Genomic DNA, 26,681 nt, shown 5'->3' on the forward strand with positions numbered 1-26,681 from the left:
TCTCGAAAAGCAGTCCCCGCTCATTCGATGAGCTGTCCTAGGTTCATCAAGCGTCATACATCGCGGAACGGATTGGCGCCAGTACGATACGTGACATCGACTGGGGGTCACGGCCATTCACACAGCGCTGTTTCTAAACGACAACCTTTTTCGCGTGGCTCACGCATCCGTGCTCCCGCCGAAGCGCCTTGTCATCTTCGTTCACGGTTTCCTGGGCAACGCAACGAGGACTTGGGCGGGAATGCTCCCGACCCCTCCCGATCACCCGTTCTGGCAAGAAGCAGATCTGGTTTTCGTCGGTTATCGGTCTTTTGTCGACACGATCAAATCCACATCCGACCGCTTTCGACGCCGTCTGGCCGCGTACTATCCAACGCCCGCGCCACTCCTCTCGCAGGCGAGGGGTGTCGCGGGAGGAGACGTCGGAGTGCTCAACTATGAGCAACTCATCCTCGTCGGGCATTCCCTCGGCGGCATGGTTATTCGACGCGCGCTCGTCGATGACTTCCGGATCTGGCGGGCCTCAGGCGGTGCTCTGTCGGTGGCCCCAGTCACTTTGGGCGCGACGGTTCGCCTTTTCAGCCCCGCGACCGCCGGCTACCGCGGTGCTGGACTCTTGTCGCTGATCCGGACGGGTGCTTCGAGCCCAGCAGTACTGCGTTTCAGTTCTGCGTTTGCCGACATGCAGGCGGGTTCGACGTTTCTGGCGGACACCCGCGAAAAGACCGAGGCGTACGGAGCTGAACCTCTGGGCCATGGGCTCCGAGCCCGCATCGCGTGGGCGAGCCCGGAGAATGTCGTGGAAACCGTGCCGTACGACACGGACGATTACGACGAGACCATCCGCATGAAAAGAGATCACATCCAGGTCTGCAAGCCTGTGCTCGGCTACTCCACTCCCTGGGACTTTATTGAGAATGGGCTCGTGTGAGCGGCGTAGAACAACTGCGTCTGCAAAACTTCCGCGAGATCCTCGCGAGCGTCGCTGTCGAGTCTCCCGACCCACCAGCCTGGTACCAGGCCGCGCTCGAGGCACTACATCGCGAACATCACGACTGGCTAGTCGTTGGTGAGGGCATCGGGTACTTCGCGCCCGTGCCGGAGTCGGAACCCGTGGCGATCGCAAGATTCCAGGAGGATCTCGTTGACGCTTGGGGTGAAGTTGATGTGGCGATGGTGACAGCCCTCGGCCTGCTGCACTTCGCGACGGAGATCGAGTGGCGGGCCCGGGTCAAGTCTGGGCGCGAATTCCTTCAAGGCCCAATGACGCCGCACGAACTCAAGGACTGGGAGTGGCTGACCGTTGAGTTCGCCGCAGCAGAGGGCCGCCCCAGCCAGTGGCGCTCCCCCAGCTCGGAGACTGCCCTTGTTCGTGCAGCGGAACTGGAAGAACTCCGCCGGATTGTTGTCACTAACCTGGAGCGATCTCTCGCGCTCATTGCACCGGCGCCCCCGACAGCACCTCCCTCGCCCCGGGTGGGCGGGGTTTCCCCGGCCGCGAGGGAGAGAGCGCTCGAGGAAGCGTTGGCGCAGATAGACCGCCAGTTCGGGAAGGGTTCGGTGATGCGTCTCGGCAGCGATGAGCGCGCTCCGGTCGAGGTGATTCCGACCGGTTCGATCGCGCTCGATGTCGCACTCGGCATCGGTGGTCTGCCGCGTGGTCGCATCATCGAGATCTACGGGCCGGAGTCGTCGGGTAAGACGACGCTGACCCTGCACGCGATCGCGAACGCTCAGCGCGCGGGCGGCATCGCCGCGTTCATCGACGCGGAGCACGCGCTCGACCCGGATTACGCGCAGAAGCTCGGCGTCGACATCGACGCGCTTCTGGTGTCCCAGCCCGACACCGGCGAGCAGGCTCTCGAGATCGCCGACATGCTCGTGCGCTCCGGGGCGATCGACCTGATCGTGATCGACTCGGTGGCCGCACTCGTGCCCAAGGCTGAGATCGAGGGTGAGATGGGCGACTCCCACGTCGGCCTGCAGGCGCGCCTCATGTCGCAGGCCTTGCGCAAGCTCACGGGTGGTCTCAATCAGACCAACACCACGATGATCTTCATCAACCAGCTGCGCGAGAAGATCGGCGTGTTCTTCGGTTCCCCCGAGACCACCGCCGGCGGCAAGGCGCTCAAGTTCTACGCATCGGTGCGTCTCGACATCCGCCGCATCGAGACCCTCAAGGACGGCACCGAGGCGGTCGGCAACCGAACCCGCGTGAAGGTCGTCAAGAACAAGATGGCCCCTCCGTTCAAGCAGGCCGAGTTCGACATCCTGTACGGGGTGGGCATCTCACGCGAAGGCAGCCTCATCGACTTCGGCGTCGAGCATGCCATTGTCAAGAAGTCCGGCGCCTGGTACACGTACGAGGGCGAGCAGCTCGGCCAGGGCAAAGAGAACGCGCGCAACTTCCTCATCAAGAACCCGAGAGTCGCGGCCGAGATCGAGACGAAGATCAAGAAGGCGTTTGGCATCGGCGTTCCGCCGAGACAGCAGGAATCGCGTAGAGGTGAAGCTGTGGCACCAGACGTCACACATGGTGCCGAGTGGCGTTCGATCTAGTGCACACATAGGTGCACACATACGTGTGGCGTGCTGTGACGCCATGTGGCGTCGTCGGCGATGCCAGTATGACTCGCAGAAACAAGAAAAGCGCCGGTAAACCGGCGCTTTTCTCAAGGTTACTGTCTCAACACAGTGCGCGCCCGAAGGGACTCGAACCCCTAACCTTCTGATCCGTAGTCAGATGCTCTATCCATTGAGCTACGGGCGCATGTTGCTCGCTCTCGCGCACAACGTCGTCAAGAATACCTGACGGATGCGCGCCGCGCGAATCGGCGGTCGGATGCTGGTTTCCCGGGCGTGTCCGCGCGCATCAGAGCTCCCCTACCCGCCGTCGAGAGCACGCAGCTGTCGTTGCAGCGCGACCTGGCGGTACGAGGTGTCGATGAGCTCGGCGAGGAGTTCCCAGTCGCCGGCATCCGCTTCGACACGGATCGCGAGCCAGCCGTACGCGCCCTCGTAGGGCGGCACGAAGACGTCTTCGCGCTCGAGGAGCACCGGGCGCTCCAGGTCGTCGGGGATGAACTCGACCGCTCCGGCGTCGTCGTGGGCGGCGCCGACGATCGCGAACTGGCGCTTGCCCGCGCGGAAGGTGGAGCGGCCGTGCGCCGGCACCTCCGCCGCCTCAGGGTAGGGCAGGCAGATGCCGCGCACCCGCTCGGTCAGCGGATGATCCAGAGGAAAGCGCATCGGATGCGGTGGGGCTGCGTCGGCCACGGCTCGAGAGTACGCCCGAGCATGGACACGCGTCAGGAATCGAGCTCGCTGACGTCGATGCCCGAGATGCGCGGCGAATGTGCCGCAGGCTCGGCCGGGGGCGCAGCATCCGTCTCCGGATCCTCCTGATGACGCTTGTGCGCCGCGAGGCGCGGGAGGTCGACGAGGCGGATCGACTGCATGCGGGCGGCGCGCATGCGGTCGTAGTCGGGGTCGAGCTCAGGGCGCATGCCCTCGACCCGCAGGCGGCGCTGGAGATTGGCCTCGACGTCGCCCCACGCGGCGTCGCGTGACTGTTCGATGAAGGTCCGGACCACGTGAGGGTCGTCGGCCATGCGCCGGAGCGCCGTCGCGACGCCGGCGTACTGCCGGCCGCGCCGCCGGAGGTTGCGGGTGTCGCGGTCGCGGTAGTCGTGCGTGCCGTCGGGATCGGTGAACTTGCCCCAGGCCTTCTTCCGCTGACGCTTCACGAGCGCGGCAGCCTGCTCCTGCTCGTCGGCGAGGCCGAGAAGGGTCTCGCGCGCGAACGGCGTGAAGGCCACCACGTCGAACGCCTCGTCGTGCGCGATCGTCTCGACGAGGATGCGGTTGCGGATCGCCAGGCGCGCTGCGGCGGACGCGATGGACACCCCTTCGGCGATCGCCTCTGCGGTCTTGCCCATCGAACCTCCCCTCAAAGGCTAGCGTCCGTCGGGCACTCCCGAGTCAGCGAGAATCGTATGCGCGGCTCGTCGACGGCGACGACCGGACCGAGAGGCATCACATGGCGAAGCAGCCACCCCTGGACGTGCGCGGGCGCACCACCGTCATCACCGGCGGCGCCGCGGGAATGGGCGCCGACGTGGCACGGCAGCTGGCCGCGCGAGGAGCGCGCATCGCCCTGCTCGACCGCAACCCCGACGGCCTCGCCGCGGTTGCCGCGACCCTCGACGGCACCGGGCACACCACGCACGTGATCGACCTCACCGACGACGACGCGGTCGCCGCGATCGTGGCGGAGGTCGAGGCATCCCATCCGCGCATCCAGGCGCTCGTGACGTGCGCCGGGTCGTCGATGCTCGGCGACATCGACCAGGTGACCATGGCCGAGATGCGCTGGCTCATGGACGTGAATCTGTGGGGCACCGTCAACGTCACGCAGGCGCTGCTGCCTGCGCTGCGGCGCGAGCCGGCGGCGCACATCACGCACCTGGTGTCGATCTACGGCCTCGCGGCGCCTGCGGGGCGCATCCCCTACGCGATGAGCAAGTTCGCGGTGCGCGGGTTCACCGAGTCGCTGCGTCACGAGCTCGAGCGCTCCACGATCACGGTGGGCGCGGTCTACCCCGCGGGCGTGAAGACGGGCATCATCCTGCACGGCCGGTACGCCGCGGCGATCGACCCCGCGGTCGCCCAGCGCGCGGCAGCCGCGCAGGCCGCGATGTACCACACCGAGCCCGCCGACGCGGCGGCGCGCATCGTCGAGGCAACGGTCCGCCGGCGCCCGCGCACGATGATCGGCCGCGAGGCGCGCCTGGTCGACGCGCTGGCCCGCGTCACGCCGACGCACTACTGGGCGCCGATGCGCCGTCCGCTCCGCGACGCGATCGACACCACGACGCCGGTCCGCTGACGCCGCCTCACCCGCGCAGAGTCCTCCGCGGCGGCCGGGCCGCAACCGTGCGGCGAAGCCCAGAGGGGCAGCATCCATCGGTCCGTGTATCAAGCGCCACGCGCCGAATCAACCCCCTGCCTCGCCCCGTGCCTCGCGCGTAGCGTCGTTCTCATCCCTCATGAGAGGAGAGATCGATGGGATTCATGGAAGACGCGAAGGAGACGGCCAAGGCCGTCGGCGAGAAGATCCAGGACGCGTGGGAAGACACCACCGATCGAGTCGGGGACAAGGTCGACGAGATGAAGGCTGATGCCGAAGTCAAGAAGGCCGAAGCGGAGCGCGACTCGGTGAAAACGCGCAACGAGATCAAGGAAGACCTGCGGGACAGCTGATCCGCAGACGATGAAAGCGGAGCCGACCGGGGGGCCGGCTCCGCTTTCGCTGTGTCGCGTGCGGAAGACTCAGTCGATCGCGGCGATGCGCCACGAAGCGGTGACGGATGCCTCGGGCTCGATGACGATGAGCCCGGCGTCGTAGTCGTACGACCCGGCGTTGAAAGCGTCGGGCGCGCACGTCATGGGCTCGACGGCGAGGCCGAGGCGGCTCTGCGCGGCGTCGGGCTTGTCGGCGGTGTGGATCTGCACCCACGGGCACGCGGCATCCCACGACATCTCGACACCCGAGCCCGCTGCACCGATCACGCGCACCGTGGCGGTGCCGTCGACGTCGCGGATGAGGCCCGAGTACGCGTGGTCGATCTCTGCCGCGCCGATCTCGCGGGCGGAGCGGAAGTCGAAGCGCTGCGGGTCCTCGGCGTCGACCGCGACGAGGTCGGTCGGGATGAGGCGGTCGGGCGTGACCGCCAGCACCTGGGCGGCGGGCAGCTCGAGCGTCCAGCCGTCGACACGGCCGTCCCCGGCGACGAGGTACGGGTGCGGGCCGGTGCCCCACGGGGCCGGCTCGTCGCTCTCGTTGTGCGCCGTCACCGACTGCGTGAGGCCGTCGGGCCCGAGCGCGAAGGTCGTGGTGATGACGAGACGCCACGGGAAGAACGTCTGCGGCTGGATGACGGCCGCCAGGGTCACGTGGTCGGGGCCCTTGTCGATCGCCTCGAAGTCGAGCCACGTGGCGAGGCCGTGCAGCGCGTGAGAGCGCGCGGGCTCGGTGAGCGGCAGCTGGAAATCGCGGCCGCCGAACGAGTAGCGGCCGTCGACCACGCGGTTCGGCCAGGGAGCGAGGGTCGCGCCGCGGTGCGCGGGACGCACCTCGTCGGCCTCGAACGGCACGACGAGGTCGCGGCCGCGATACGTGAGCGAGCGGAGCGTCGCGCCGACGCTCGCCACGACGGCCTCGTAGTCGCCGGCGCGGAGTGCGTGCTGGGTTCCGGATGCGGGGGGACGTGCCATGGTTTCGATCCTCTTCAGATGCGGGACGTTGTCACAGTAGTTCGCGCGGCCCGTGGCGGGCCAATCGGCCCGAGCACCACGCGCGGTGAGGGGCCCGCATCAGAAGATGCGGACCCCTCACGTGTGCGCTAGTTGCAGCCGGCTGCGGCCACCGTCACGGTGGAAGCGTGGCTCCGGCCGTCCGCGGACTGCGCGCTGATCGACACCGTGTCGGCGGCGATCGAGGCCAGGCGCGTGGTGAAGGTGGCGGAGGCGCTCTTGCCCGCGGCGACGGTGACCGTCTTCGAGCCGTAGGCACCCCCGATCACGATCGTGGCGGCGACATCGTCACGGTTCGTGACCGTCACGACCTCGGTCACCTTGCCGGCCACGCAGCGCGTAGTGCCGGTGGCGGCGATGTCGAGGGCGATCGACACCGCCGAGGAGGACGACGTCGCAACGAGCCCGTCGGCGTAGCCGTCATAGTGCGCGGTGACGCTGCCGACTCCCGCGGGGGCCGTGACGGACGCCGAGGCGTCCTCCAGGCCGACCGTCTTGCTCCACGAGCCGCCCGAGAAGGTCACGGTGCCGACGACGTCGCCGCCGTCCGCCGCCTCGACCTCGGCCGTCAGCGTGCTGCCGGACGCCGCGAGGGTCGTCGTCGAGGCCACGGCCGCGACATCCGTCCACTGGTGCATCGCGGTGAGCACCGACTGCGTGACGCTCACGAAAGCACCGTGGCGGGGGCTCGCCGGCAGCCCGCCGACGGGGCGGACGTTCCACGCGGCGCGCTGCGACAGGCGGTCGGACTGCTGGCTCGACGCGATCGCCGCCCCCGTGGTCAGGAACGCCCGGTAGCCGCCCGCGCTGTAGTTGTCGACGAGGAACACATAGCCGTCGCCGGCGTTGTTCGGGTCGCCCTCGTTCAGCTTGATGATCTCGGGGCCTTCACCGGACTGCCCGGTCTCGAGGCTCGTCATGCGGGTGTCGGTGAGCTGCCACGTGGATTCGGGGTTCGCCGTCCAGCTGGACTGCGTCGTGGGCGCGGTGAGCACCTTCGAACGCTCGAGGAAGATGTCCTTGCCCGCCTCGAGGGTGCCGGCGGCGCCGCTCTCCTCGTTCTTGGTGAAGCGGTAGTAGTAGTCCCCGATCTTGGTGACCGTCGAGTCGATGCGGGCGTACCCGGTGTCCTGCCAGCTCGCCGGCGGGTACGTGTACGTCTTGAAGTCGCGCGTCAGCACGTAGAACATGCGGGCGTACAGCTTGTCGGAGTTGGTGTGGGTCGCGTCCGAGTAGAGGCGCGAGGCGAAGAACACGACGTACGACTGCAGGTCGTCGTCCCAGTACGCCTCGGGCGCCCACGTCATGCCGGCCTCGGGCTGGTTGATGGTGATGCCCGTGTTGTCTCCGTTGGTGCGCTTCCAGTCCACCAGGTCGGTCGACTCCCACACCTCGATCTTGAGGCTTCCGGCCGACTGCGCCGGGCCCCAGCCCGTGCCGCAGCTGATGCAGAGGTCGGTGGCGACCATGTAGTACTTGTCGCCGTCCTTCGAGCGCAGGATGTACGGGTCGCGCAGACCCTTGGTGTCGGCGGTCGACGTGATCACGGCGTTGCCGCCGTTGACCGGCGAGAACGTGAAGAAGTCGTTGCCCGACGTCGCCGCCTGGTAGATCTTCTCGTCGCCGTCGGACTTGAAGTACGCCGCCGCGTAGCCGGCGTCGGGAGCCCAGCGGCCCTTCTCCGCCACCGTGACCTCGAACGTGCGCTCGGCCGTCTGACCGTTGAGCGTGGCGTGCGCGGTGAGCGTGACCTCGCGGTCGCCCTCGCCGTAGGCGGGGCGCGTCACGATGCCGCCGCCGGCGTACGGGTCCGCCGCACCGACAGCGGGCGCCGCGTACGAGGCATCCGTCTCGGTCACGAGCTCTTCGTCCGACGACGTCCAGGTGATCGCGGACGCGTTGACCGCGCCCTTCGTCGCCAGCGGCAGGTTCTCGGTGGTGCGCGTCGCGAGCGAGATCGCGTCGAGGTCGGCCGCCACCGACGGCGCCAGCACGGTGACATCGAACGTGAGCGTGCCCAGCGCCGTGGTCGCGGTGAGGGTGACGGGGGTGTTCTCGATGATCGAGCGCGAGACGACTCCGGCCGTCGAGACGACCGACGGCGCCGACGACGCCCACGTGAGCGCGACGCCGTTGACCGTCGCCGGCAGAATCAGGTTGCTCGAGACGCTGTCGAGCGATGCGTTCGCCCCGAGCATCGTCGCGAGCACGTCTCCGCGCAGCAAGGCGGAGGTCGCAGCGGTCTTCTCGGCAGCAGTCGGCATGCTCGACGACACCTCCTCGGCGGTGAGCGCCACATCCCAGAACTTGACGTCGGAGACATCGGCGCGAAGCAGCGGATCGCCCTGGTACAGCGACCGGCCCAGGTAGCCCAGCACGTCGCCGCTCGGGATGATCGAGCTCATCGCCCGGGTGTGGGTGAGCGTCGAGATGACCGCACCATCGCGATACAGCGTCAGCGTGTTGCCCGAACCCACCATCGTGAGCGTGGTGAAGCCCGGGTTGAGGCCGCCGCCCGCCGGAAGCCGGCTCTCGCCGTTGTCGGTGCCCGACTTCACGCGGATGGCCGAGAGGACCTGATTGGTGTAACCGCCCTGCGACGAGCGGGGGCTGAGGAAGACGTGGTTGCCGAGCTGGGTCGTGTTCCACGGTCCGACGCCGTCGCCGATGACCCAGCCGAAGTGGTTCGCCGACGTCTGGGTCGAGACCGTGTACTCGACGGTGAAGCTGTTGTCGGTGCCGGTCACGAGGCCCTTCGGCAGCGACGCGTAGCCGTCGGCCTTGAACCGCAGCACGTCGTCGCCCCCGGCGTCGACGAACGACGCGTCGGTGAGGTTGGTCAGCGTCGCGTTGCGACCGTTGCCCGACACGTCGATGAGGCTCGTGCCCGCGTGCGTCATGTCGTAGTGGGCGGAGGGCGCCGGCACGTCTGCGGCGTTTGCCGCGAGCGGAGCCGACAGGCCGATCGTGGTCACGGCGAGCGCACCGGCCACGGATGCCGCGATCGCGCGCCGTGCGGTGGGTCGCCGTGTTCCATTCCGAGGGAGGGTGGAGCGCTGTCTCTTCATCGAGCTTCCTGTTCGTTCGGGTGGCGACGACGCCGGACGGTGCGCGTCTGTGCGGGTGCGGTGTTCGGTTGTAGGGGTGGAACGCGATGCCGCGGGGCGGCCGGAGCGGATCCGGACGCCCCGCGGCGGATGACTCAGAGACCTTGGGCGAGGCGGTAGTAGGCCTGGTTCCAGCGCAGCTCGCGGCGGAAACCGCGCACGGTGGTGTCCTCGTCGATGACGACGAGCTCGGTGCGGGCGATCTCGGCGAAGTCGCGGAACACCTCGATGCCGACGGCGGTCGACATCACGGTGTGGTGCGCGGCACCGGCCTCGAGCCAGCAGGCGGCGCTGGTGGCGAAGTCGGGCGCGGGCTTCCAGATCGCACGGCCCACGGGGAGCTTGGGCAGGTCGGGGGCGTCGACGTTCTCGACGACGTTGGCGACGAGGCGGAACCGGTCCCGCATGTCGCTCATCGCGACCACCACGGCAGGGCCGGGGTCGGCGGTGAAGACCAGACGCACCGGGTCCTCCTTGCCGCCGATGCCGAGCGCGTGGATCTCCAGGCGGGTCTTGGCGGTGGTCAGCGACGGCGACACCTCGAGCATGTGCGCGCCGAGGATCTTCTCGTCGCCCGCGACCAGGTCGTAGGTGTAGTCCTCCATCAGCGACGCACCGCCGGGAAGGCCCGCACCCATCACGTTGGCGACGCGGATCAGGATCGCGGTCTTCCAGTCGCCCTCGCCACCGAAGCCGTAGCCCTCGGCCATCAGGCGCTGCACCGCGAGACCGGGCAGCTGCTTCAGCGTGCCGAGGTCCTCGAACGAGGTCGTGAAGGCGCCGAAGCCGCCCTCCTCCAGGAACGAGCGCAGGCCGAGCTCGATCGCGGCGCCGTCGCGCAGCGACTGGTGGCGCTCGGCGCCCGGCAGCAGCTCGTCGGCGACGTCGTACGAGTCGAGGTAGACCTGCACCAGGGCGTCGATGTCGGCGTCGGTCGCGGCATCCACCGCTTCGGCGAGCTCGTTCACTCCCCACGTGTTGACCTGCACGCCGAACCGCAGCTCCGCCTCGGTCTTGTCGCCCTCGGTGACCGCGACGAAGCGCATGTTGTCACCGAACCGCGCGAGCTTCAGGGTGCGGACCGCGGCCCAGCCGGCGGCGGCCCGCTGCCAGTCCTCGACCTGCTGCCGCACGGCCGGGTTCGACACGTGACCGACGACGGTCTTGCGCGCCACGCCCAGGCGGGTCTGGATGTACCCGAACTCGCGGTCGCCGTGGGCGGCCTGGTTCAGGTTCATGAAGTCGAAGTCGATGTCGGCCCACGGCAGCTCGACGTTCGCCTGCGTGTGCAGGTGCAGCAGCGGCTTCTGCAGCGCGTCCAGACCCGAGATCCACATCTTCGCCGGGCTGAAGGTGTGCATCCACGCGATCACGCCGACGACGTCGTCGCGCGTGTTCACCTCGAGCGCCAGACGGCGGATCGAGTCCGAGTCCTTCAGGACGGGCTTCCACACCACCTTCACCGGCAGGCCGGACAGGCCGTCCACGACGGCCTGGGACTGCTCAGCGACCTGGCGGAGCGTCTCCTCGCCGTACAGGTTCTGGCTGCCGGTGACGAACCACACCTCATACGAGTCGAGGGACGTGGACAAGGGCGTGCGGGTCATGGTCTTTCCTTCAGATCTAGCGGGGTGAGGGAGCCGGTGTCACAGCTTCGCCGCGATCGCGGCGCGCTCGATCGACAGGCCTGCGCGGTAGCGGGCGAGGTACGCGGCGAAGCCGGGCACATCCTCCGCATCGGGCTCGAGGGACTCGAACCCGGTGTGCGCGAAGACGCGGTCCGTGAGGAACACGTCGAGGTCCGCGTCTGCCGTGTCGACGGCGAACGCGGCGAGGACGGCGATGCCCCAGGCACCGCCCTCGGAAGCGGTGTCGGCCACCGCGACCGGCGCGCCGAGCGCGCCGGCGAGGAATCGCTGGGCGACGCCCGCCGTGCGGAAGACGCCGCCATGGGCATACATGCGGTCCAGGGCGACTCCCTCCGCTTCGAGCACGCGCATGCCCAGCGCGAGCGTGCCGAACACGCCGTACAGCTGCGCGCGCATGAAGTTCGCGAGGGTGAAGCGGCTCTCGGGCGTGCGGACGAACAGCGGGCGGCCCTCGGGGAGCCCGGCGATCGGCTCGCCCGACAGGTGGTTGTAGGCGAGCAGGCCCCCGGCGTCGGGGTCGCCATCGAGCGCCTCGCGGAAGAGCGCCTCGAACACCTCGTCCGCGTTCAGGCCGCCCCCGGCGATGGAGGCGAACTGCTCGAACAGACCGACCCAGGCTGCGAGCTCGCTCGCGCCGTTGTTGCAGTGGACCATCGCGACCGGGTCGCCGGCGGGCGTCGTCACGAGGTCGAGTTCCTCGTGCGCCTCCCGCAGCGGGCTCTCGAGCACCACCATCGCGAAGATGCTCGTTCCCGCGCTCACATTGCCGGTGCGCGGCGCGACCGAGTTCGTCGCGACCATGCCGGTTCCCGCATCCCCCTCGGGAGGACAGAACGGGATGCCGGGGCGCAGGGCACCGGACGGATCCAGCAGCCGCGCACCCTCGGCGGTCAGCTCGCCCGCCCGTGCGCCCGCGACGAGGACCTCGGGCAGGAGCGCGGAGACATCGAGGTCCGGGGCGCGCTCCGCGACGAGCCGGTCGAACTTCTGCAGCATGCCCGCGTCGTACCCTCGGGTCGCCGCGTCGATCGGGAACATGCCCGACGCATCGCCGACGCCCAGCACCGCCCGGCCGGTGAGCTTCCAGTGGACGTAGCCGGCGAGGGTGTTGAGGAACCGGATGTCGGCGACATGGTCCTCTTCGTTCAGGACGGCCTGGTACAGGTGCGCGATCGACCACCGCAGCGGGATGTTGGTGCCGAACAGCTCCGACAGCACCGCCGCGGCGCGCTCGGTGGAGGTGTTGCGCCACGTGCGGAACGGCGTGAGCAGCTCACCCTCGGCGTCGAACGCGAGATAGCCGTGCATCATCGCCGAGACGCCGATCGCACCGAAGACCTCGGGCACGACGCCGTAGGTGCCGCGCACCTCGTCGACCAGCGCCGCGTAGGCGGCCTGCAACCCCGACCAGACATCGTCGAGGGCGTACGTCCAGTTGCGGTCCTGCAGCTGGTTCTCCCACGCGTGCGATCCGGTCGCCAGCACGCGGGTGGGGTCGTCGAGATCGATCAGACAGGCCTTGATGCGCGTCGAGCCGAACTCGACCCCGAGCGCGGTGCGACCCTCGCGGATCGCCTGAGCCGCAGCATCCGTCATCATCGCTCGCCCTCCGCGTCGCGGCGCTCGTCCGTCGACTGGCCGTAGACGTTCTGATACCGGTCGTACAGGCGGTCGATCGCCTCCTGCGGAATCGGGATCAGCGGACCGGCCTCACGGGCGTAGTGCACCGTGCGCGCGACGTCCTCGACCATGACCGCGGCCTTGACCGCGTCCTTGGCCGACGTGCCGATCGTGAACGGGCCGTGGTTCTGCATCAGCACCGCCCGCGAGCGGTGCCCGGTCAGCGTCTCGACGATGCCGCGGCCGATCGAGTCGTCGCCGATAATCGCGAACGGGCCGATCGGGATCGGACCGCCGAACTCGTCGGCCATCGCCGTGATCACGCACGGGATCTCCTCACCGCGCGCCGCCCACGCCACCGCGAACGTGGAGTGGGTGTGCACCACTCCCCCGACCTCGGGCATGTTGCGGTACACGTACGCGTGCGCCGCCGTGTCGCTCGACGGGCTGCGGTCGCTGCCCGGCGTGCCGGGGATGACGTTGCCGTCCAGGTCGCACAGGATCATGTTCTCGGCCGTCAGGTCGTCGTAGCTCACACCCGACGGCTTGATCACGAACAGGTCGGCGCCCGGCACACGGCCCGACACGTTCCCGCCGGTCCACACGATCAGGTTGTAGCGCACCAACTCGGCATGCAGCCTCGCAACATCGGCGCGGACCGCGTCGATCGATGCCTGCAGGTTCTCGTTCGACATCAGCTCGACCTCCTTCGCGTCAGCACCCGCTGCAGCAGCACGAAGGCGAGCAGCACGGCGCCGGTGATGATCGTCAGGTACTCGGGGTTGATGGTGCCGTCCTTCGTGATGATGAGGCGCAGCGCCGCGATCACGAACACGCCGACGATCGAGCCGAGGATATAGCCGTAGCCGCCCGTCAGCAGGGTGCCGCCGATGACGACCGCCGCGATGGCGTCGAGCTCCCAGCCGATACCCGTGACGTTCTGCGCCTTGCCGCCGACCTCGGCCGTGTACACGATCGCTGCGAGACCCGACAGGGCACCCGAGGCGATGTAGATCCAGACGCGGGTCCGCGAGACGGGAAGGCCCATCAGCTGGGCGGAGGACTCGTTGCCGCCGATCGCGTAGACGGTGCGGCCCATGCGGGTGCGGTGCATGAAGAACAGCCCGCCGAGCACCACCAGGACCGCGATGAGCAGACCCGGCGTGATCGTGAAGTCGTTGACCTTCGGGCCGTCGATGAGCTTCCAGTCGGTGGCGAGGAGCAGGATGGGCGAGTCCTCGGGGGCGATCACCGGGGTGGTCGAGAGGATCGACGCGAGGCCGCGCGCGAGGAACATCATCGCGAGCGTCGCGATGAACGGCTGCACGTTGAAGTACTGGATCATCACGCCGGCGATGAGCCCGAAGACCGCGCCGAACACGATCATGAGCAGCATCGACAGCCAGCCGTTGACCCCGATGTTCATCAGCATCACGCCGGCGACCGAGCTGAACGCGACCACGGCACCGACCGACAGGTCGATGCCTCCCGAGACGATCACGATGGTCATGCCGACCGCGAGGATGATGGTGGGCGCGAAGCTGACGAGCAGACTCGACATCGTTCCGGCGTGGAACACGCGGCCGTATGCGATCTCCGCGTAGATGAGCATGCCGAACAGCAGCACCAGCGCGGTCAGCGTGGGAATGAGCGTCTGACTGCGCTCCCACAGCCGCGACAGGTGGGTGACGTTCTCCGCCTTCTTGCTCTCGGGCAGATCGGCGACGGGCGGGACGGTTTCAGCGAGCGTGCGTGAAGTGCTCATGCCACGACCTCCTTCGAAACGGGGGTGCTCTCCGTCGCGGCCGGCGTCGCCGGCCCCGTCGGGGTGCCGGAGGACTTCGTGCGTGAGAACGCGAACGAGCGGATCCGCTCCGATTGCAGCAGCACCAGGGCGATGATGACGAGCGCCTTGAACGCCGGCGTCGCCGCGGCGGGGATGCCGAGGAACAGCACGGTCTTGTTCAGGGTCGCGATGAGGAGGGCGCCGATGGTGGAGCCCAGGATCGAGAACTTGCCTCCCGCGAGGGAGGTGCCACCGATCACGACCGCGAGGATCGCGTCGAGCTCCATCAGGTTTCCGGTGCCTCCGACGCTCACCGTCATCACCTCGGAGACGCTGAAGAGGCCTCCGACCGCGGCGAGCGCGGCGGACAGGACGTAGACGCCGATCAGGATCGGACGGGGACGGATGCCGGCGAGGCGGCTCGCCTTCGGGTTGATGCCGATGGACTCGATCATGAGGCCGAGAGCGGTGCGGCGCATGGTCAGCGCGATCAGCACCACGATCGCGATGGCGAGCACGAAGCTGGTGGGCAGTCCGAGGATCTGGCCGTTCGCGAGCTGCCGGAACGGCTCGTTCGTGGCGTTCGTGTTCTGGCCGTCCGTGATCACGCGAGCGATGCCGCGGGCGGCGAGCATCATGATCAGGGTGCTGATGAAGGGCTGCAGCCCCACGACCGCCACCAGGATGCCGTTGATCGCGCCGAGGACGATCGCCAGCAGCAGCGCGAGGCCGATGGCCGTGAACATCGCGCCCACCGAGTTGGAGTCCAGGGTCGACAGGGTCTGCATGGCGACGGCGCCGCCGACGGCCATCATCGATCCGACGGAGAGGTCGATGCCTTCGGTCGCGATGACGAACGTCATGCCCAGCGCGATCATGATGATCGGCGCCGAGATGCGCAGGATGTCGAGCACGTTGCCGGTGAGCAGCCCCGTCGTCGGGTTGACGCTGATCGCGAGGTACGCGGGGTTCTTGATCGAGTTGACCAGCAGCAGCAGCGCGATCCCGATGATCGCCCAGAACCAGGGCGTGCGGAACGCGGTCTTGACGCGGCTCATGACGCGCTCCCTTCGAGTCCATTGCGGTCGTCGCCGGCGGCGACCTCTTCGGCGAGGGCGTCGGCCTGCTCTTCGGCCTCGTCCCCGCTCTCGGTCGCGATGACCGAGACGATGCTCTCTGCCGTCACCTCGGGGCCGTTCACGACCTCGCCCACCTTCTGGTGGTCCTTCAGGATGACGATGCGCTCGGAGAGACGCACGACCTCTTCCAGCTCGGACGAGATGAACACCACGCCCATCCCGCCTTCTGCGAGCTCGGCCACGGTCTCCTGGATGTCGGCCTTCGCGCCGACGTCGATGCCGCGGGTCGGCTCGTCCAGCAGGAGCAGATCGGGGTTCGTCGCGAGCCAGCGCCCGAGGAGCACCTTCTGCTGGTTTCCGCCGGAGAGCAGGCGGATGGGCCGGTCGGGGTCGTTGGGGCGCACACTGAAGCGCTCCATGTAGGTCGTGACCAGCTGGTCGACCTCGCGGGCGGGCACACGCCGGAACCACCCTCGACGCGCCTGGACTGCGAGCATGATGTTCTCGCGGACGCTCAGGTCGCCGACGATGCCGTCGTCGCGACGGCTCTCGGTCGAGTAGGCGATGCCCTGCGAGAGGCCGGCCACGGGAGAGTTCAGCGAGACCTTCTTGCCGCGGATGCGCACCGTGCCCGAGTCGGCCTTGTCGGCACCGGCGATGAGCCTGGCGAGTTCCGTGCGCCCGGCGCCGAGGAGCCCGGCGAAGCCGACGACCTCGCCGGCGTGGATGTCGACGTCGGTGGGCTCGATCGCGCCCTTGCGTCCGAGACCTTCAGCCGCGAACAGCGGGGTCTGGGTGCGGTCGCGCGCCTCGGTCTGACGATTGGAGCCCAGCGCGCGCAGGGACTCGAAGTCCTTGCCGATCATCTTGGAGATGAGCTGCGTACGGTCGAGGTCGCGCTTGAGGTACTCGCCGACGAACTTGCCGTTGCGCAGCACCGTGATGCGGTCGCTGATCGCATACACCTGGTCGAGGAAGTGCGAGACGAAGAGGATCGCGACGCCCTGGTCGCGCAGGCGACGGATGACCCCGAAGAGCACCTCGACCTCGTTCGCGTCGAGGCTCGACGTCGGCTCGTCGAGGATGAGCACCTTCGAGTCGGTGACCATCGCGCGGCTGATGGCGACCAGCTGCTGCATCGCGATGGAGAGGGAGGAGAGGGGTGCGCGCGGGTCGAGGTCGCCCAGCCCCATGCGGGCGAGGGCCTCGCGGGCGAGCGCGTGGGTCTTGCGCCAGTTGACGCCGGCCAGGCCACGGACCTCGTGACCGAGCATCACGTTCTCACCGATGGTGAGATTCGTGCAGAGGTTGACCTCCTGGTAGACCGTGGAGATCCCCGCGGCCTGCGCCGAGGCGGTGCCGGTGAAATGACGCACCTGGCCGGCCACGACGATCTCGCCGGAGTCGATCTGGTAGACCCCGGTCAGGGCCTTGATGAGAGTGGACTTGCCGGCGCCGTTCTCACCCATCAGGGTGTGGACCTCGCCGGGAAGCAGCCGGAAGCTGACCTCATCGAGCGCTTTGACCCCCGGGAAGGTGATCGAGGCGCCTCGGACCTCGACGATCGCGATCGGTTCAATCATCGCTGGGTGACTCCTTATTTCTGCAGTGCAGACGAACGGGACGGAGACGAGGACGAGCGGGGGCCGCCGAGAACGGCGACCCCCGCCCGCACTGCTCTACTCCTAGCCGACGCAGTGTCGGATCAGAAGCCCTTGCCCGCGTCGATCGCGGCCTGACCGGCCTCGGCCGAGTCGAAGGTCTCGCCCGGGACGACGATGGTCTTCTCGACGGTCTTGCCCGCGAGGGCGTCGTTGACCGCGTCCACGGCGAGGTCGCCGAAGAACGGGTTGTACTGGGCGACGAAGCTCAGGTCGCCGGCCGCGAGCGCCTCGAGCGCCGGGGTGGTGCCGTCGATCGTGGCGATCTTGACGTCGGTGCCCGGGACCAGGCCGGCAGCGGTCACCGCGGCGGCGGCGCCGATGCCCATCTCGTCGTTCTGAGCGAAGACGAACTGCAGGTCCGGGTTCTCCTTGAGGACGGTCTCGATGACCGACTTGCCCTCGTCAGCGGTCCAGTTGGCGGTCTGCGCGCCGATCTTGTTCCAGCCGTCCTGGCCCTCGATGGCTGCGTCGAAGCCCTCGTTGCGCTCGTTGACGACCGAGAGGCCGGGGACGCCCTCGAGCACGTAGTAGCTCGCGCCCTCGGGGTACGTCTCGACGGCCCAGTCGCCCACCGAACCGGCGACCTTCACGTTGTCGGGGGCGATGCGCGTGACGTAGAGGTCATCGCTGGCGTCGACACCGCGATCGAGCAGGATGACGGGGATCTCGGCCTCCTGCGCGAGCTCGAGCGAGTCCTCCCAGCCCGACGCCTCGGTGGCGGTGAGCAGGATGACGTCGACCTCGTCGTTCACGAACGTGGCGAAGGCGTCGAGCTGCGACTTCTGGTCGGTCGGGCTCGCGGCGGGGGCGTACTTCAGGTCGAAGCCGGCCTCCTCCGAGAACGCGTCCTTGATGGCCTGCTCGTTCGCGTTGCGCCAGCCGCCCTCGGGGCCGACCGCGACGAAGCCGACGGTGGTGAGGTCGCTGCTGCTGTCGCCGCTGTCGCCGGCGTCGCCGCTTGCGGCGCCCGAGCAGCCGGCAAGACCGAGCGCGAGCACGCCCGCGCCCACGAAGCCGAGCATCCCCAGCATGCGCTTCTTGTGTGCCATCTCATCTCCTCCTTGAGACTCCCCGACGCTCTTCGTCAGAGAGAAATCCATGTGTCCCCAGCGGGACACCCTTAGGTGTGTGACCCCATTGTGCGCGCTAACAATCCCCGCGCGCAACTCCGCCTCGGCATTTCGTTACTTTTCCGTTACCGCGAACATTCCGCAGAACATCAAGGCGCGACGAAGAGCGGCCGCACCTCCTGGCGCGACCGCATCGCCGGTGTCGGAAAAGGCCCGGTCGGCGTTCAGGCGCGCGGTGCCGACGTCGACGATCGCACGACGAGGCTGGGCGCGATCATGTCGTGCTGCGCCCCCTCTTCGCCCTCGATCGCCGCGATGACGAGCTGCAGTGCGAGCGAGCCGAGCGCGGCGAAGTCCTGCCGGACGGTGGTGAGCGGGGGGATGAAGTGGCGTGAGTCCGGCAGATCGTCGAAGCCGATCACGCTGACATCGTCGGGTACGCGGATCCCCCGCTCCGTGAGCCCGTGGACGAGGCCGAGAGCCATCTGGTCGTTCGAGGCGAACACGGCGGTGATGTCGCCGAAGTCGAAGCTGCGGCCGAACTCGTAGCCGTAGTCCGACGTCCAGTCGCCGTTGATCGCCGGTTTGACCGGAAGCCCTGCAGCCGCGAGGGCGTCGAGCCAGCCCTGTTCGCGTTCACGGGCGTCGTACCAGTCGAGCGGTCCGGCGAGGTGGGCGATCGAACGATGCCCGAGATCGATGAGGTGCTGGACGGCGAGTCGCGCGCCGAAGCGCTGATCCACCGCAGCCGTGTGCCAGGTGGCGTCCGGTTCCGCCCGGATCACGATCGTGGGAAGTCCGGTGCTCTGCTGCCTCAGAAGATCGAGCGACGACGCCCGCGGCGCGATGACGCAGAGCGCGTCGACCCCCTGCGTGACCAGTTCGACGACGCCCGTGTCGATCTGCAGGTCTTCGTCCTCCGAGATGGAGAAGGCGCTGATCGCGTATCCCACATCGCGGGCGGCGCTCTCGAGCGCGCGCAGCGTGCTGTTCGGGCCGTACTGCACCGGGCTGTCGACCAGCACGCCGATGCGCATCGCACGACGGGTGGCGAGAGCCCGTGCGATCGAGCTGCGGGTGTAGTTCATCTCGTCGATCGCCTGGAGCACACGCTCACGCGTCGACTCGCGGATGTTCGGGTGACCGTTGAGCACGCGCGAAACGGTCATGTGCGACACGCCGGCATGCTTCGCGACGTCATAGATGCTGGGACGCTGCCAGCCTCGCGTCGCTTCGGTCATGCGGGGTCACCTCGTTCGCTCCGACGGTGCCCGGCCGGCTCGTCGGCCGACGGGTTCTCCCCCCTGGGAGCGTGTTCACCGCTGTCCACAGCGTAGGCCGTCGACGACGCCGTCAGTGCAAGGGTCCGACCGTGACGCGCCGTCCATGCTCTGAGCGCGAACACCGCCCCGGCCGCAACGAGGGCCATGGCGATCCACAGCAAGGGCTCGATGCCCGCCATGCCGGTGGCGGGAAGATCGGTCCCCGGCAGGGAACCCCCGCCGCAGCCTGTCACGCACTCGAGGGGATCGATCTGCACCGTCACCGAGACCGTGCCGCTGTCGACGTCGACCTCGTCCGCGTTCGCGGGCATCGCGAGGAGAGTGGATGCCGAGATCGCGGCGAGCACGCCGAAGGCCAGGTGGCCGTACCGGCGCCTCACGCGACGCCCGCCGGAGTCTTCGCTTCGCTGCGGCCCTGCTCACGGCCCTCTTCGAGAGCCTCCGCCCGCGCTCCGTCGAGCATCGCCGCGAGGCGCCGCCGAGAGCGGATGCGGCCCCAGAGGATCGCCCCCACGACGAGCGCGAGACCGATGAGGAGCAGCAGCTGCGGCCACGGCATCGCCCACACGACGGCATCCGCGGTGACGGGGTCGAGAGTCTCGGACGAGTCCGACATGGTCACGACGGTCGGCGCCAGGGTCACGGTCGCCGGCACCGCGAACAGCGGCCACACGTCGTCGACCACGACGGTGATGGTGCGGGTGTCACCGGGCAGGAGCTCCTGGGTCGACTCGCCGACACCAGGGAAGAAGACGGTGTGCCCGCCCGCCGAGACGGAGCCTTCGGCGAGCAGACGGGTGTTGCCCTCGTTGACGACGTCGAAGGTGACGGTCGCCTCCCCCGGGCGCAGGGGGTTCCACGACGTGGTGTAGTCGCCGGAGAGGCCCGCCAGCGAGGCGGCCGGCGTGATCTCTCCGGTGACGCGCGTGAGCACGCGGAAGCCGACCCGACTCTCGACCCCGACGCTCGTGCCGTCCTCCGCAGACTGCACCGAGAGCACCGACGCGGTGATGCCGGCGGCGTGGTCGCCGGGTTCGGCCGTGTCGGGGACCGCGACGGAGAACGGAACCACGACGGTCCCGCCCGCGGGGACCGTGACGGTCTCTGGCAGCGAGATCCACGTGCCGGCGTCCACCGACTCCTGGTCCGCGGCGAGGATGTCGAAACGCCCGTTGCGGTTGTAGAAGCCGTCCGCGGCGGTGAGGCCGAAGACGACTTCGTCCGCACTGATGTTGCGGACGGCAAAGTAATCGTCAACCTTCTCGCCAGGGTCCACCTCGATCTCGACCGCGCGCCGGCCATCCGGGCCCGATTCATCGGCGGGGACCACCGACCAACGCACTTCGGGACCCTCGTCGGCGGCGGCATGCGCCGGCGGCGCTAGCCACAAGGCGGACATGACCAGGATCACGAGAGCGGCGACCAGCGCTGATGCCGTTCGGACGGCCGAGACGGGACCGTCGGGGAGTTGCTGCACAGTACTTCCAAGGAATGTCAGGGTCGGGGCCGTCGACGACGTCCCCGACCCGATTTCAACACGGTCCCACGTGGGATGGGATCAGGTTCAGTAGGCGTCTTCCCAGAGGGTGAGGGTGATCGTGCCGGTGTACGCACCCGGAGCCACCGTCTTCGGCGTCTTGAGGAACAGATCGGCGTTCGCCGACCAGGTGCCGACGCTCGCCGCCTCACCAGAGTCGAGCGAGAGCGCGAGCGCGTCCTCGCCGGTGCTCAGACCGATGTCGCCATCGAGGACAGTGCCAACCTCGTCACCCTCGGCGACCTCACCATCGCCCTCGGCAGTGAGCAGGTGCGGGGTCCAGCCGAGGTTGCCGGCGGCGATCGAGTTGGCACCCGACGTCAGTGCGCTGGACTGACCGACGACGTACCAGAACTGGCCGACGGGAACTTCCTCGCGGTCGTCCGTCACGGTGACGATGGGCAGCGTGCCGTTGAACTGGCGCAGATCTTCGTTAGCGGACGGCACCTCCTCGAGAGTCGCACCACCGGGCGCAACGCTCAGCGTCAGTGCACCGACCGGCTCGAGAGCCTCGATGTTGACGTTGACGTCGACGTCTTCGTTGCCGACCTCGTCGGCGATCGCCGCGCCGGCACCGCCGATGAGGAGTGCGCCGCCGAGCGCGCCGACCGCGGCGCGAGCGATGAAGCCCTTCTTGTTCATTGCTTCTGTCTCCATTCCCCGGCCGGCATCTCTGCCGAACCGAACTCGCGAGCGACCGGTCCGTCCGATCGTCGAGTCTCGCGGGAATCCGGGCGTTCGCCGCGAGTTCCCCAGTACACGTCGTTTGCGCCCGCGAGCGCTGCCGGTTCCGCTCCCCCGGCCCGCGGGGGTGCGGGCGAAGGAGTGAACGAGGTGCTGCTCACCGGCACCGCACGGGCGACGACACGAGCCGACGAGGGCTGCGTCGTGCCCCGACGGGGGCGGTTGGAAAGCGTGAGCATGATGCACCTTTGCTCTGGATCCGGCAGTGGATCTTCGGGCTCGAATTGATGTTAGCGATAACGGTTAGCGAGAACAACCCCTTTCGATAACCTTTTCGCAGTTTTCGGGTTGGTCCCCCGAGAGGATGCCTCCGTCCAGGCATCCCCCCGGGAAGTCTCAGCCGCAGACGAAGGCCGGGAATGCCACCGGCACCGTCTGCGTGGCCTGCTCGCCGCCCACCGACCCCGTCGCGGTGACCGTGACGGAGCCCGCCTCGATCTGCGTGAGGCGCGTCGTGAACGCGGCTGTCGTCGTCTTGCCGGCGGCGAGGTTCGCCACCTGCTTGGAGCCGAACGGCGTCGCGATCGACAGCGCCACAGGCACGTCCGCGCCGTTGGCGGTCGACACGGCGAGCACGACCTTGCCCGCCACGCAGCGCGCGGTCGCCGTCGCGGTCACCTGCAGCGCAGGCTCGGGCTCGGCGCGCACGATCGAGATCGTGTACGTGGCCGATGTGGTGTGGTCCTGCGCGGTGCTGCGCAGCGTGAGGACCGTGGGGCCCTCCGCCGCAAGCGACACCGTCCGCGGCTGCGTGTCGTCGATCAGCACGTCACCGGCGTACACCAGGCCGCTCGGCACCGCGGGATCCACGTCGAACGTCGCCGTCGTCGCGTCCTCCGGAACGGTCGCCGTGTACGAGTACACGCCGCCGGCCAGCGTGGGAGCGAGTGCGCCGTCCTCGAACGAGAGGCCCGAGAGATCGGCATCCTTCCCGTAGGTGGTCTTCGAGGCGGTGTAGACGCCGTAGACGCCGCCCACGTAGCTGGTGCCGTTGCCCTGGAAGCGGACGGTCACGACGGGGATCTTCTCGCCGTTCGCGTCCAGCACGTACTGGCCGGCCTGATTCCGCTTGTAGCTGTCCTTCGCTTCGATGCCGGCGAGCACGGATGCCGGGATCTCGTCGTACTGGACGTACCACGTGGTCGCGCCCCCGCCGTTGGTGATGCGCTCGTTCTTCAGCAGGACGTCGTTGACGTACACGTTGAACGTGCGCCCGTTGTCACCGCCGAAGTAGCGGACGCCCAGGTAGTTCTTGGGCAGCGACGGGTCGACGATCATGTCGTACTGGAAGTACGCGTCGGTGGCCATCTGCCCGTCACGGTAACCCTCGCCCAGCCAGACTCCCACACCGGACTTGTTGTACTTGTAGTTCTTGTCGGCCTCGCTGTTGTTGTTGTCGAACGACGTGAGCGAGTCGATCGTGGTCTCCTCGATGCGCAGTTGCTGCTTGCTCTTGAGGATCAGCTCCTGCGCCTGCGGGGAGTCGGGCTCGATGAGGTCCATGTAGATCGCGTAGCGCGCGTTGTACAGGCTGTACCAGGGCTCGAAGGTCAGCGCCTCGGAGGCGGCATCCGCGTTCTTCATCTTGAAGCGCATGGTCTCTATGCCGTTGAGGTTCTCGCCGTCCTCGATGCGCACGAGGTTCTCGGCGATGCCCGCCTTGAACGCGTCGGCGTCGTCGACCACGACGTCGTTGCTCACCGACTTGTCGGCGGTGCTCATGCGCACCAGCACGCCCGCGACGTACGTCGAGCCGACGTTCGTCCGGTTGAGCTCGGTCGCCAGCAGCACCGGCCCGTAGGTGAAGGCCACCCAGTTGGGGTTCTCGGTCGAGTCGTCGACGCGCACCTCGGCCGGCAGCACGTACGTGAGCTCGTCGCCCGCGGCGACCTCGAGCACGATGTAGCCGTCCTGCGTGAGGGCCGCGACATCCTGTGCCGCGCCGTTCACCGTCAGGGTCGGCGTCGCGGCCGCCCAGCTCGGGATGCGCAGGCGCAGCGTCGTGCCCTCGGCCAGCTCGCCGCCGTCGATCGCCTCGACCGTGTACGTCACCGTCTCGTCGGCCGGCACATCGGCGGTCTGCGTGAGGCGCAGGTTGTGCTCCTCGTCGGTGTACACCGACGAGCGGAACATGTTGACGTAGACCGACGACCCCTTGCGGAAGTAGATCGAGTCGCCCAGCTTGGTGAAGCTCTCGGTCGCCGTTCCGTGGTCGCACCAGAACTCGTCCACCGGGTTGCCGAACACCTTCGCGTACCCGGCCTGCATCGGCTGGAAGTACGTCATCATGCCGGTCTCGGGGTTCTGCTGCGCGAGGATCGCGTTGATGTAGGTGTGCTCGTAGAAGTCGGGGTACTTCACGTCGGGGCTCACCTGGAACAGCGCCTTGGTCAGCTTGAGCATGTTGTACTCGTTGCAGATCTCGGAGGTCGAGTTCTCGCCGTAGCCCGACGTGGTGCCGTTGGTGGCGTGCTCGTAGAGCTCGTCGGCGCCGTGGAAGTGCTCGGACTGGCTGTTGCCGCCGTTCGCATAGGTGTGGTCGTCGACGACGATCTGCCAGAAGTTCTCAGCGGCGGTGCGGTACATGCCGAGGCTGCTCTTCTCGGCGGGGGTCAGCATCGCGTACAGGCTCGGGTTGTCGGTGAACACCGTGTAGCGCTTGAGGGCGCCGATGAGCTTGGGGATGGTCGTGTTCGCGTGCTTGCCGTCGAGCACGTCCTGGCCCGCCGCGAGCTGCTGGAACAGCGTCACCTCGTCGAAGTACTCCGCCGCGCGCTTGTGCGCCGGGTCCGCCGTGATGCTGAACAGCTCGTAGAGCGCCTCGTTCATGCCGCCGTACTCGGTGTTGAGGATCGACGCCGGGTTGGACTGGCGCGCGGCCCAGTTGCGCACCCAGGTGCCGAATCCGCTCGCGACGGTGAGCGCCTTGCCGGAGACCGCCTCGGGTGCGTACTGATGCGCGTCGAGGAGGCCCGCCAGAACCTTGTGCAGGTTGTAGAAGGGAACGAGCAGCCCGCCGCCGCCGCTCGGCAGCACCGACGTGGAGAACGGCGAGACGTAGCCGGCGTTGCTCGGGTCGAGGGCGGCGTACGCCCGCTGAGCGCGGTCGAGACCGTCGACGGCCGTGGTGAGCTTGGCGAGCAGCGCCGCCTTGGTGGTCGGGTCGCTCTCCGTCGCGTACGCCTGCGACAGCGCCGAGACGTAGTGGCCGAAGAAGTGCCCCTGGAACCGCGTACCGCTGGCGCGCTCCCAGCCGCCGTAGGGCTGGGCCGTCGTCGGAAGCCCGGCCTGCGTATAGAAGGAGTACAGGAAGCGCTCCGGGTCGAGGCTCAGCAGGTACTCGACCATCTTCTCGTTGCCGTTGACCAGGTACGGGTCCTCGAGCAGCACCTCGCTCAAGTCGGTCTCCTCGACATAGATGGACGTGGATGCCCCGTCCTTCGGCACCGTCACGGTGAAGGTCTTCGTCACCGGTGCGCTGCCGCCGTAGGCCGCGGTGGCGGTGAGGGTCACGGTCGCGTCGGAACCCGCCGGGCGGGTGACGGATGCCGCGCCCCCGGCGATCGAGATCACCTCGGCGTCGGAGGACGCCCACGACAGCTCCGCGCCGTTCGAGGCGGTGACCGGCAGACCGAAGTCGGCGGACGCGGTGGTCGGCACGCTCACGGCGTCGAGCGCCGACTGCGCCACGGCGGCGGGATCGAAGGCCGGGTTGTTCTCCTTCGTCAGCGCGACGACATCCGCGATCGTCGCGACACCGTTGTACAAGGTGTAGTCGTCGAGGAGACCGTTCGCGTGCGCGCCGTTGTAGTTCGGACCGTTGTAGCCGAGGGTCTTCACCGTGGTGCTCTCCGAACCCAGCACTCCGGTGGCCGCGCCCGTGGCGGCGTACTTGACGGTCGAGATCTGGCGCACGCCGTTGCGGTAGAACGAGACCGCCTTCGTCGCCTTGTCGTAGGTCACGACCACGTGGGTCCACTGGCCGGTCGGGAAGAAGTCGGCGCGCGCGGCGTCGACCGCCACCTTGTACGGCTGACCCGAGGACGGGCCGACCGAGAGGGCGAGGGGCGTGCCGTTGGCCTCCGAGGTCAGGTACCAGCCGTCGGAGTTGTACACCGTCTTGCTCCAGGCGAACACCTGCTCACCCGACATGGCCGCGTTCGGCTTGTACCAGAACGACACCGTGAGGTCGGCAGGCTGCAGGTACGCCGCGGTGCCCAGGCGGATGGCGTTGGAGCCGTTGAGGTTGAAGGCCTGCCCGCTGACACCCGCGCCGTAGGCGGCGGTGCCCTTCTGCATCGTGACCGCCGCGGCGTTCGTGCTCGCGTCGGCGAGGTCGCCGTCGAACTTGAGGTCGAGGACCTTGGCTGATGCGATCGAGATGGGGTCGGCGGCCGCGGCAGCCGAGGGCAGCCCGAGGGCCAGCGCGCCGGCGGCGAGCGCGACGGTCGTGCCGAGCGCGAGGGCGCGACGGATGAATGGATGCGGCAGGTGCGTGCCGACGGTGCTCCGGGTGGTCTTCGCCAAGGCTGCAGGGCTCCCTTGTCCTGTCGAGCGGGATGCGCTTGTGTTAGCGCTATCAGTTTGCTGTGAGTTCGATGTTAGCGCGAACTCTCGGGAAGTCAAGAGTCGAGGACCGAGCTGACCGCGTCGTTGATCGGTATCCGCGTGAGCGCTAACATGCACTCGCGCGCTTCGCCGTCCCGTCTCGTGCACCGAACCGTCTCGCCAGAGCAAAGGAGCTGGAGTGAACCCGGCACGTTCCTCGACACGCACGAAGCCCACATCCCGACGGCGCACACGCGCCCTGATCGCATCGGCCGCGGG

General features: G+C 68.4%; 20 protein-coding genes and 1 tRNA gene. 4 read left to right on the forward strand and 17 right to left on the reverse strand.

Annotated features, from left to right (window positions below):
- Positions 1–154: 154 nt before the first annotated feature.
- Together ACFVSU_RS07755 and recA are read left to right on the forward strand one after the other, a co-directional pair.
- On the forward strand, positions 155–931 hold the full coding sequence (locus ACFVSU_RS07755; protein ID WP_387140422.1) for an esterase/lipase family protein: 777 nt from the start codon (positions 155–157) through the stop codon (positions 929–931).
- 545 nt (positions 932–1,476) lie between these two features.
- Entirely contained in the window at positions 1,477–2,559 is a 1,083-nt protein-coding gene (recA, locus tag ACFVSU_RS07760) for a recombinase RecA (RefSeq protein ID WP_387141294.1), read from the forward strand.
- 138 nt (positions 2,560–2,697) lie between these two features.
- Here the strand turns inward: recA and ACFVSU_RS07765 are convergent.
- The 3 genes from ACFVSU_RS07765 to ACFVSU_RS07775 all read right to left on the reverse strand — a co-directional run bounded on the left by ACFVSU_RS07765 (position 2,698) and on the right by ACFVSU_RS07775 (position 3,938).
- A tRNA-Arg gene (locus tag ACFVSU_RS07765) sits at positions 2,698–2,770 on the reverse strand.
- Between the two features lie 113 nt (positions 2,771–2,883).
- Positions 2,884–3,276, reverse strand: a complete 393-nt coding sequence (locus ACFVSU_RS07770) for an MmcQ/YjbR family DNA-binding protein (RefSeq protein WP_387140425.1) — start codon at positions 3,274–3,276, stop codon at positions 2,884–2,886.
- 32 nt (positions 3,277–3,308) lie between these two features.
- Positions 3,309–3,938 (reverse strand): asparagine synthase, encoded by a 630-nt coding sequence (locus ACFVSU_RS07775; protein ID WP_387140428.1) that lies wholly within the window; start codon positions 3,936–3,938, stop codon positions 3,309–3,311.
- 101 nt (positions 3,939–4,039) lie between these two features.
- On the opposite strand from ACFVSU_RS07775, the gene ACFVSU_RS07780 reads away from it, so the two are divergent.
- Positions 4,040–4,888 (forward strand): SDR family NAD(P)-dependent oxidoreductase, encoded by an 849-nt coding sequence (locus tag ACFVSU_RS07780; RefSeq protein WP_387140431.1) that lies wholly within the window; start codon positions 4,040–4,042, stop codon positions 4,886–4,888.
- 185 nt (positions 4,889–5,073) lie between these two features.
- Positions 5,074–5,262, forward strand: coding sequence for a hypothetical protein (locus ACFVSU_RS07785; protein WP_310285547.1), 189 nt, complete (start codon positions 5,074–5,076; stop codon positions 5,260–5,262).
- A gap of 69 nt (positions 5,263–5,331) precedes the next feature.
- On the opposite strand, the gene ACFVSU_RS07790 is transcribed toward ACFVSU_RS07785, so the two are convergent.
- The 14 genes from ACFVSU_RS07790 to ACFVSU_RS07855 form a co-directional block, all read right to left on the reverse strand.
- Entirely contained in the window at positions 5,332–6,276 is a 945-nt protein-coding gene (locus ACFVSU_RS07790; RefSeq protein ID WP_387140434.1) for an aldose 1-epimerase family protein, read from the reverse strand.
- Positions 6,277–6,404: 128 nt separating this feature from the next.
- The gene (locus tag ACFVSU_RS07795; protein ID WP_387140438.1) at positions 6,405–9,383 is read right to left on the reverse strand and encodes an immunoglobulin-like domain-containing protein; all 2,979 of its coding nucleotides are present in this window, start codon (positions 9,381–9,383) and stop codon (positions 6,405–6,407) included.
- A 134-nt stretch (positions 9,384–9,517) separates the two neighbouring features.
- Positions 9,518–11,029, reverse strand: a complete 1,512-nt coding sequence (gene araA, locus ACFVSU_RS07800) for an L-arabinose isomerase (RefSeq protein WP_387140441.1) — start codon at positions 11,027–11,029, stop codon at positions 9,518–9,520.
- 39 nt (positions 11,030–11,068) lie between these two features.
- Complete coding sequence (locus tag ACFVSU_RS07805; RefSeq protein WP_387140444.1) at positions 11,069–12,667, reverse strand: xylulokinase; 1,599 nt, start codon at positions 12,665–12,667, stop codon at positions 11,069–11,071.
- Positions 12,667–13,386, reverse strand: a complete 720-nt coding sequence (locus ACFVSU_RS07810) for an L-ribulose-5-phosphate 4-epimerase (protein ID WP_387140447.1) — start codon at positions 13,384–13,386, stop codon at positions 12,667–12,669. The genes ACFVSU_RS07805 and ACFVSU_RS07810 overlap by 1 nt, the downstream gene beginning before the upstream one ends.
- Complete coding sequence (locus tag ACFVSU_RS07815; protein ID WP_387140450.1) at positions 13,386–14,456, reverse strand: ABC transporter permease; 1,071 nt, start codon at positions 14,454–14,456, stop codon at positions 13,386–13,388. The genes ACFVSU_RS07810 and ACFVSU_RS07815 overlap by 1 nt, the downstream gene beginning before the upstream one ends.
- Positions 14,453–15,535 (reverse strand): ABC transporter permease, encoded by a 1,083-nt coding sequence (locus tag ACFVSU_RS07820; RefSeq protein ID WP_310285560.1) that lies wholly within the window; start codon positions 15,533–15,535, stop codon positions 14,453–14,455. Before ACFVSU_RS07820 ends, ACFVSU_RS07815 begins: the two co-directional genes overlap by 4 nt.
- Positions 15,532–17,139, reverse strand: coding sequence for a sugar ABC transporter ATP-binding protein (locus tag ACFVSU_RS07825; protein ID WP_387140453.1), 1,608 nt, complete (start codon positions 17,137–17,139; stop codon positions 15,532–15,534). Before ACFVSU_RS07825 ends, ACFVSU_RS07820 begins: the two co-directional genes overlap by 4 nt.
- A gap of 122 nt (positions 17,140–17,261) precedes the next feature.
- Complete coding sequence (locus tag ACFVSU_RS07830; protein WP_310285564.1) at positions 17,262–18,269, reverse strand: substrate-binding domain-containing protein; 1,008 nt, start codon at positions 18,267–18,269, stop codon at positions 17,262–17,264.
- Positions 18,270–18,514: 245 nt separating this feature from the next.
- Positions 18,515–19,531: a LacI family DNA-binding transcriptional regulator gene (locus ACFVSU_RS07835; RefSeq protein ID WP_387140457.1), complete on the reverse strand. Its 1,017-nt coding sequence runs from the start codon at positions 19,529–19,531 to the stop codon at positions 18,515–18,517.
- The gene (locus tag ACFVSU_RS07840) at positions 19,528–19,953 is read right to left on the reverse strand and encodes an LPXTG cell wall anchor domain-containing protein (protein WP_387140460.1); all 426 of its coding nucleotides are present in this window, start codon (positions 19,951–19,953) and stop codon (positions 19,528–19,530) included. Before ACFVSU_RS07840 ends, ACFVSU_RS07835 begins: the two co-directional genes overlap by 4 nt.
- Positions 19,950–21,050: a hypothetical protein gene (locus ACFVSU_RS07845; protein WP_387140463.1), complete on the reverse strand. Its 1,101-nt coding sequence runs from the start codon at positions 21,048–21,050 to the stop codon at positions 19,950–19,952. Before ACFVSU_RS07845 ends, ACFVSU_RS07840 begins: the two co-directional genes overlap by 4 nt.
- An 87-nt stretch (positions 21,051–21,137) precedes the next feature.
- Positions 21,138–21,752: a hypothetical protein gene (locus ACFVSU_RS07850; protein WP_387140466.1), complete on the reverse strand. Its 615-nt coding sequence runs from the start codon at positions 21,750–21,752 to the stop codon at positions 21,138–21,140.
- 438 nt (positions 21,753–22,190) lie between these two features.
- Positions 22,191–26,381 (reverse strand): beta-L-arabinofuranosidase domain-containing protein, encoded by a 4,191-nt coding sequence (locus tag ACFVSU_RS07855; RefSeq protein WP_387140469.1) that lies wholly within the window; start codon positions 26,379–26,381, stop codon positions 22,191–22,193.
- Positions 26,382–26,681: the final 300 nt, after the last annotated feature.

Source organism: Microbacterium sp. NPDC058062 (genome assembly GCF_042885375.1).
GTDB classification, from domain to species: domain Bacteria; phylum Actinomycetota; class Actinomycetes; order Actinomycetales; family Microbacteriaceae; genus Microbacterium; species Microbacterium trichothecenolyticum_C.